Below are 6,957 nucleotides of genomic sequence, written 5' to 3'. Positions count from 1 at the left end.
CAATATCCATGGGAACTGTGATCGTCTAACCGTTTCCCACAGGTTCCTTGGAGCATTTACCACCGTGGGGACATCCGGCATGGCTCAATTCGTCGGTGAGCAATACAGAGTCTTTGGATGCATATCCCCATTCCTCTGGTGAATTAAATGGATGTGGCTGAAATATCGTTTATACCGCAGCACTTCCCGAATTTCCGCCAACGTTGAACGGCAGGCTCCCACCATACTATCGCGCTAACCCGTTGAATATTATTGCGACCCGGAGGGGCACGCATAACGTTCATGCGGTAGGAGGGTGGTACGAGGCAACAACCTCCTAACACCTGAGGATGCGTCTCACCCAGTTCTTCCCACGTTACACCATATGGGAAGCCGCCCGGTGTATAGCCATCGATAAAGGCAAACGTATCATCGGAATCACTCAAATCACGCGGCGTTCCCCCTTTCTTATGAACTACGGATACACTAATTGCGCTCTGCCGGAGTTGCGCCTCACGCTCTGCGCTGATCTGCACGCCAAGTTCGCGCAACTCAATCACGGCGCGGGCAATGGCTCATAGCGGTTCCTAGTTCATCAGTGATTGGCCATCCAGATGGGCCAAGGGATCAGATAATTTATCCAGGAAGAAGCAGCCGCTTGACTTCATTAATATCCAATGCTAAATGGGTTATGCATGGACAACAAACCTTCTCTTTCTGATATTGCACGGATTGCTGGAGTCACCAAAACAACAGTCTCGATTGTGTTGAATGGCAAGGGTGACAAGGGGCGGATCTGCCGGGATACGCAGAGCCGGATTCGTGCCGTCGCCAAGGAACTGGGTTACCAGAAGCAGTCGACCATGCCGGTGCCGCTGCTTGATCCGGCCACCGGGGTGCCGCCCAAAATGGTGGGGCTACTCCTCTCGGGAGCAAGTCCCGCCAGTATACTGGCCTTGATCCCTGAGCGCGCCGCCAGCGTTTCCCTGGAGGGATGTCGCTTGGTGGTGGTCACTCTCCCGCCTGATCCCACCGCCGCAAGGGCCCGGGTCTTGTCGCTGATTCAGGATCGCTTCGTGAGTTTCATTTGCTGCCCGACGGTATACGCGGTCACGGCTTCCGTAAGCACGGTACCGGTAACGGAATTGGCCGGAGGGACGCCAGTGAGCAGTGGGGGGATTTCAGCGAGCAGTGGGCAGTCGCCAGTGAGCAGTGATGGGAAGACACCTGTTCCAACGCCGGTCGTGACGGTGGCTGAGCCAGTCATTCCGGTCGTGGCGCCGGTTGAGCCAGTAGTGGTGACGAAACCGGTCATGGTGGAGATACCTATCACGCCGCCAGTCGTGGCGCCGATTGAGCCCGTGATTCCGATCGTGACGCCGGTTGAACCGGTGGTGGTGATTGAACCGGTCGTGGCGGAGGTGCCTGTCACGCCGCCAGTCGTGGCGGTGGTTGAGCCGAGCATTCCGGTCGTGACGCCGGTCGAGCCGGTGGTGGTGATCGAACCGGTCGCGGTGGAGATGCCTGTCACGCCGCCAGTCGAGACGCCGGTTGAGCCGGTGGTGGTGGCGGAACCGGTCATGGTGGAGATACCTATCACGCCGCCGGTCGTGACGCCGGTTGAACCGAGCATTCCGGTCATGGCGCCGGTTGAGCCGGTGGTGGTGGCGGAACCGGTCATGGTGGAGATGCCTGTCACGCCGCCGGCCGTGGCGGTGGTTGAGCCGGTCCCTGAAGAGCCGACGACTGAACCGAAGACACCTGACGAACCAGCCCAGTAAACTTAATATTGCCAATGCTAAATGGGTTATGCATTACATAGAGCGATGGTTGATGGCGCGGCTTCGCCGCAGTTATTGGCTATGGATGGAGGACGGTGGGCGAAGATAAAAGGCCCGCATGTATGTGCGTGGGGGCCTTCCGGGGGTTCCGGGAGCGGATGCCGTGATGACGGATCGCCATTCGGGTCAGACCTAGAAACTAGAAAGCAGCCCTTTCTGAAAATCCTTATATTGCTTGGCCAAGGCTGGAGCCATCGCCATGCGGGCGGAGAGCAGGCGCCGTTGCTTACCAATGGCACTCTCATGCCCGTAGCCTCAAATCGGCAGGCCACAGGCCATGCGGCGGGTTCTGGCTACCAGCAGTGGCGGGTGTGAGATGGCCGGCGATTTAGGCTCTCTCACCTCTACGGCAAGTCGAAGGCCGATGTTTTTCAGGATAGTTGCGAGACTGGAAAGCTGGGGATTGCCCTTTCCTGAAAGCATACGATAAAGGCTCACGCGATTCAGGTGTGCCTTCTTGGAAAGCCGGGCCATGCCCTTGGCGTCTGCAATGTCACGAAGGGCCATCAGAAAAACCTCTTGAGACCCCTCTTCGAGTGCAGCATTGAGATAAGCGGCCGCCTCTTCAGGGTCGGCAAGGTCCTTCATCAGCCCCTCGCGATAACTGGTGGTAGTTTTACTCATGATGTCCTCCGTTTATAAGATTGCCAATATTGTTTCGCTGTCGCGATGTCCCGCGATTGGGTTCGTTTATCACCCCCACACAGCAGAATAACCAGAGTGTCACCTGCCTGGCCATAATACACCCGGTAACCCGGCCCGAAATCCAGACGAAACTCCATGACACCCTCGCCCACTGCCTTGCAGTCTCCGAGGTTGCCGAGACGAACCCGATTAAGTCTGACGCGAATCCGCGCACGCCCCTGCATATCCCGCAGGGAGTGAAGCCATTCTCGAAAGGGGTTTTGCCCCGTCTCTGTCAGATATTCTCGGAGTTCCCGCTCTTTCATTAGTGCAAATGTAGCTTATACGCTACATGCCCGCAAGAAGATTCTTGAGGCAACTATCCTTGCTGCGCTGCGCGCGAAGGCTGGTGGTGGGATAAGGATTCGAACCTTTGGAGAGCGGGTGTGCCGAAGGGGTGAGTGGGTGACCCGTAGCAGGATGACCCTCACCCATTTGGGCCTGAACTAAGAAGAAGTTGCGCAGCATCCAGGGCTTCATTGGCATGGCGCAGGTAGATGTGCCGATCCTCTTCTGATACGGAACGGGCACCTTGTGTGCAGAAATCCGCATATTGCGCCGGTCCTTTGGATTCAAACGTGGCGAAATGGCCTGCCAGCACCTCGATGGCAACGTCGTAGGCAAGGTTGCGGCCTTTTTCGGCGTGAAACAGGCGGGCGACGGTCTTGGCATCACCGCCATTGTAATCCCGAATGACACGGACTAAATCAAAAACATCCTTGCTCTGGTGCCGATTCCCGTAGGCCAGCAATTTGAGACAAATGAACGGACCAATCTCACACACTTTGACCCGCTCCTTGACCTTTGCGTTATACAGGTCACGGCCTTCGATCTCAATCTCACGGAACACCTCCAAAGCCCGCTGGAGTCCATAGACTGCACTCACTGGCACATCGTCAACCATGGCGGTGTCAGGCGATTGGGAGGTTGGCCGGTCCGTCAGAAGATCAAGGTAGAGAATGGTGGATCCAAATTGCTTCTGGAATCGTTTCTCTTTCCATTCGAAGCCAGCCCCACCCAGCCTTGTTGTGGTGGTGTCGTACATCCCGCTGCTGAGCCCCAGGGCCACGCCCACATCAACATCCATTGTGATTGGCGGTAGGTCTCCGTCCGATGGATGGCAGATGTACCGGGGCACCAGACCGCCAACCAGAACAAGATCCTCTCGAAAATCCTGCAGAACCGCCCAAACGGTCAGCAAGGCAGCCTCTGCTCGTATTGTATCCTCTGCGGAATACTGGTTGTAGTGTGCGTATTTCATGATTTACAGAACCCTTTCCAGCCACGAAGCGCCTTGGCTTGATCATCGCCCCGGAGGCCGGCACGGATGAGATCCAAGTAGATCTGAGCATCGCAGACGAGCGGGAAATCGTCAACCCGTTGCACGGTTTGAAAGACACCGGGATCGCGCGGGGTGAGAATCCAAACCTTCCCGCCATCGGATACCTCGCGAAGGCCCAGACGCTTGAGGTCGGCTTCCGACGGGAATTGCCTGCGGTACAGGGAAATGATGGAACACTCTGTGTATGGGAATCGCAAGCTGGCGGCAAACCACTGAGTGAAGGCTATGTCACCGGAAAACTCCTGCAACAAATGCTTGGCAATCACGCGCAAGTTGGGTTCCAGAAGCGAATATTGCTGCACCGACACGCGTTTATGGAAATCATCAGCGGCTTCCCATGCCGTCAACAAGGCCTCCCGGTTGAGCAGACTCCAGGCACCGCGTTTGTCATCCACCCACCCCTGTTCGGTGGCGTGATTGAGGAGACGGGACACAAGCCCTTTGCTGAGTTTGGTTAATTCCGCAATGTCGGCTTGTTTCCATGTGCGATCAGGAAAGCTCAACAGCGCGCGCGCAACCCGGGATGATTTGAGTGAAAAAAAGCTCACGGGCGGTTCCGGAAGGACGTAATATTTGTTGCGGGGCGGCACATCCTTCTCGATTGCAATCCCCTTGGCCGAAATCCAGATGCGACCATTCAGATCCAAACAACTGACGCCTTGTTTCTTACACTCCTCAATCAGGGATGGCGTCAGTTTCACAGTCACGAGAAGTGGGGTTATTCCCGGAGTCAGGACCCGAGCGGCCAGATAAGCGACATCCTTCACTGTCGGGCGCAGTTGACAGTCGGCGAGAAACTCGGACTCCACTCCACCGAACGAAAATGTGAAGGCAAGATCAAAAAGTTCTGAACCTTGATATTCAGCGACTCTGAACGTTCCTAAAGAGTTATCTTCCAGTATCTTACGAGCATTACGGATCAGTTCTTGCTCAGATGTGACAACTTCTTTATTCACTGTAACCTCATTGTTTACTTTTTAGTAAATATAGGATTTTCAGTAATAAAGTCAATAGGTCTATTCCGTTTTGCTACGGCCCTTTTCCTTGTGCTTTCAGCGCCCTCGCGTTTTGAGGGGGTAGCCTACTACCGCCGACACGGCGGTTACTACAGGTGCTCCGCTCTCCAGACTGCCCCCCCGCTTTCCCCTAACGGGTCAATACCTGCGCGTTCACCTCTGCCAGCTTGACATCGATGGTCGTGGAATAGCCACGTTCCACCCGGCACATGAGTTGAACGGCGCCAACCAGCATGAGGTTCGTGGCCACATTGGCGATGCCAAAGACAATCGCAGCCATTTGCATGTCCCGGTTAACCATCATCACCACCTGGACCGCCCACAAGATGAGCGCGAGCAGGAATTTTGTGCCCGCCACAATGATCATCCCGTGGTGCGGAATGCCGTTGAGGGGTTGCTCGCCCCGACGCGCCAGCGCCATGTCGCGGCGGATCCTCCTGCGGAGCACCAGCCACCACCCATAGGTCAGCACCGCCAGCGGCAGCAGCGCGCCCCCAAACCATTTATAAGCCAGGAAGGCCTGCTGTTGACGCATCCAGACCATCATGAGCGGGATGCCCAGGGCCGAGAGAATCATCAGCGCATCGAACACGTAAATAGCCAGATTGAGCCAGCGTGTCTGCGGTCCGATGGTCGCGGTAACCGGTTGTTCCTCGGTTCCCTGGGGACTCCAGGGCGCGGGGGGATGGAAGTGCGCATCCCCGCCCATCTGGTGCCAGCGCCGGTAAATCATGACGGTCAGGATCATGGCGCCTGTCGAGAAAATCATGGACCAGATGAAGTTGAACCGGTAGGCGAAGTCTGAGCCATGGCAGAAATACCGGACCAGGTCAATGAACGCGCCCGCCAGCATACCCGCAATAATCGTGCAGAGGGAGCGGAACATGGCCTGCGCTGAACAGAACTGGCCGAAGCGGGACTGAGGAAAGAGCCGCATCTCCCGCGGGAAGGACGCCGCGGCACTTAAGGTCCCCTGGAACGTGGCGATCAGGCCCGCCGCCAGGTTGAACCAGAAGAAAAGCGCTCCGGGCAGACTCACGAAAATCCAGACCCAACTCATCCAGCCGGCGACAAAAGTAAACACCGACAGATACGCGCTGATGCGGACGGGATGCCAGCGGTCCACAAAAACCGCGGTGAAGTACATCGCCACCAGTGCCGCGCCACCCTGGATGGCAGTGATTTTACCGATCTGATCCAGGGATAGCCCCATTTCACGGGAGAAAAAGATATTGAAAGGCCCGATGGCGCCACCGGCCGCCGCGCAGCCCGTGGCCAGGAAGATCAGCCAGTAGAAGCGGTGCGTGAAGCACTCCCGCATAAAGGTCCGGACTCCCCCCAGCCCCTTGCTTTGCCGCTCCGTTTCCGCCTCCAGCGGTGGATATTCGCCCTCCTTAACCCGCCAGCACATCAGGCCGAACCCGACGAAATAGAGCAGAGCAGCCCCCAGGAAGATCTCCCGCATGTGCGATTCGGCATACCGGAATACAAAGTAGTTGTACACCATGCTCGCCAACGTGCTGACAATGCGCAACATGCCGATGAAGCGTCCGATGAAGGGGCGTGGCACCACGTCATTGAACAGGTACCAAAAGACCGAATTGACAAACATGTTGAAGAATTCGAACAGCGCCATGAAGAGGGCGATCAGGCCAACAGTTACCGTCGCCGGTGCCACCCCCCTTAGTCCCGGCAGATGGCGTTGCAACAGCGCCGAGATTTCCTCACTCCAGCCGAGCAGGCCCAGGAACACGCAGAGAAACGGCAGGGTCCCGACAATAAACGGAATGCGCCGGCCCCAACGGCTACGCGTGCGGTCGCTTCTGAAACTGACCCATGGACAGATGGTCATGTTCAGGACGCCGGGGATCGCCGACAAGATCACCCCCATCACCCAGTTCGGACATCCCAGCGCCTTCAACTTCAGCGGCAGCACACTCGGCACAACCGCCTCCATGAGGCGCAGACAGAAATCCCCCCAGAGCAGCCAGGCGAAAAGCGCGGCCAGGGCGGCCTTGGTGTAGGTCAGCGTCCCACATTCATAGAGGTGACGTGGCTGAGTCGTGCCGGCCGCTGAGTCGGAGGTTGTCATAAA

General features: G+C 56.9%; 6 protein-coding genes. 1 reads left to right on the top strand and 5 read right to left on the bottom strand.

What is annotated here, in order from left to right; translation table 11 throughout:
- The first annotated feature begins 674 nt into the window (after positions 1 to 674).
- Positions 675 to 1,760, top strand: coding sequence for a LacI family DNA-binding transcriptional regulator (locus tag WCS52_14025; GenBank protein MEI6168295.1), 1,086 nt, complete (start codon positions 675 to 677; stop codon positions 1,758 to 1,760).
- A gap of 315 nt (positions 1,761 to 2,075) precedes the next feature.
- Here WCS52_14025 and WCS52_14020 read toward each other — a convergent pair whose 3' ends face one another.
- The 5 genes from WCS52_14020 to WCS52_14000 form a co-directional block, all read right to left on the bottom strand.
- Positions 2,076 to 2,444, bottom strand: coding sequence for an addiction module antidote protein (locus WCS52_14020; GenBank protein ID MEI6168294.1), 369 nt, complete (start codon positions 2,442 to 2,444; stop codon positions 2,076 to 2,078).
- Positions 2,441 to 2,770 carry a type II toxin-antitoxin system RelE/ParE family toxin gene (locus tag WCS52_14015; protein ID MEI6168293.1) on the bottom strand — a complete coding sequence of 110 codons (330 nt, stop codon included), beginning with the start codon at positions 2,768 to 2,770 and terminating at the stop codon, positions 2,441 to 2,443. The genes WCS52_14020 and WCS52_14015 overlap by 4 nt, the downstream gene beginning before the upstream one ends.
- 161 nt (positions 2,771 to 2,931) lie before the next feature.
- A complete protein-coding gene (locus tag WCS52_14010; GenBank protein MEI6168292.1) occupies positions 2,932 to 3,765 on the bottom strand; it encodes a hypothetical protein in 834 nt (277 codons plus the stop codon).
- Complete coding sequence (locus tag WCS52_14005) at positions 3,762 to 4,802, bottom strand: hypothetical protein (protein MEI6168291.1); 1,041 nt, start codon at positions 4,800 to 4,802, stop codon at positions 3,762 to 3,764. The genes WCS52_14010 and WCS52_14005 overlap by 4 nt, the downstream gene beginning before the upstream one ends.
- A 190-nt stretch (positions 4,803 to 4,992) precedes the next feature.
- A complete protein-coding gene (locus WCS52_14000; GenBank protein MEI6168290.1) occupies positions 4,993 to 6,954 on the bottom strand; it encodes a hypothetical protein in 1,962 nt (653 codons plus the stop codon).
- Positions 6,955 to 6,957: the final 3 nt, after the last annotated feature.

The sequence above is a fragment of the bacterium genome, from assembly GCA_037128595.1.
In the GTDB taxonomy this organism is placed as follows: Bacteria; Verrucomicrobiota; Kiritimatiellia; order CAIKKV01; family CAITUY01; genus JAABPW01.
Note: the sequence above shows the minus strand (reverse complement) of the source record. Positions and strands in the feature narration are given on the sequence as shown.

What these genes read in the sequence shown, in the direction of transcription:
- WCS52_14025 (MEI6168295.1), top strand. Translation starts at nt 675, where the DNA reads ATGGACAACAAACCTTCTCTTTCTGATATTGCACGGATTGCTGGAGTC.
- WCS52_14020 (MEI6168294.1), bottom strand. Translation starts at nt 2,444, where the DNA reads ATGAGTAAAACTACCACCAGTTATCGCGAGGGGCTGATGAAGGACCTT.
- WCS52_14015 (MEI6168293.1), bottom strand. Translation starts at nt 2,770, where the DNA reads ATGAAAGAGCGGGAACTCCGAGAATATCTGACAGAGACGGGGCAAAAC.
- WCS52_14010 (MEI6168292.1), bottom strand. Translation starts at nt 3,765, where the DNA reads ATGAAATACGCACACTACAACCAGTATTCCGCAGAGGATACAATACGA.
- WCS52_14000 (MEI6168290.1), bottom strand. Translation starts at nt 6,954, where the DNA reads ATGACAACCTCCGACTCAGCGGCCGGCACGACTCAGCCACGTCACCTC.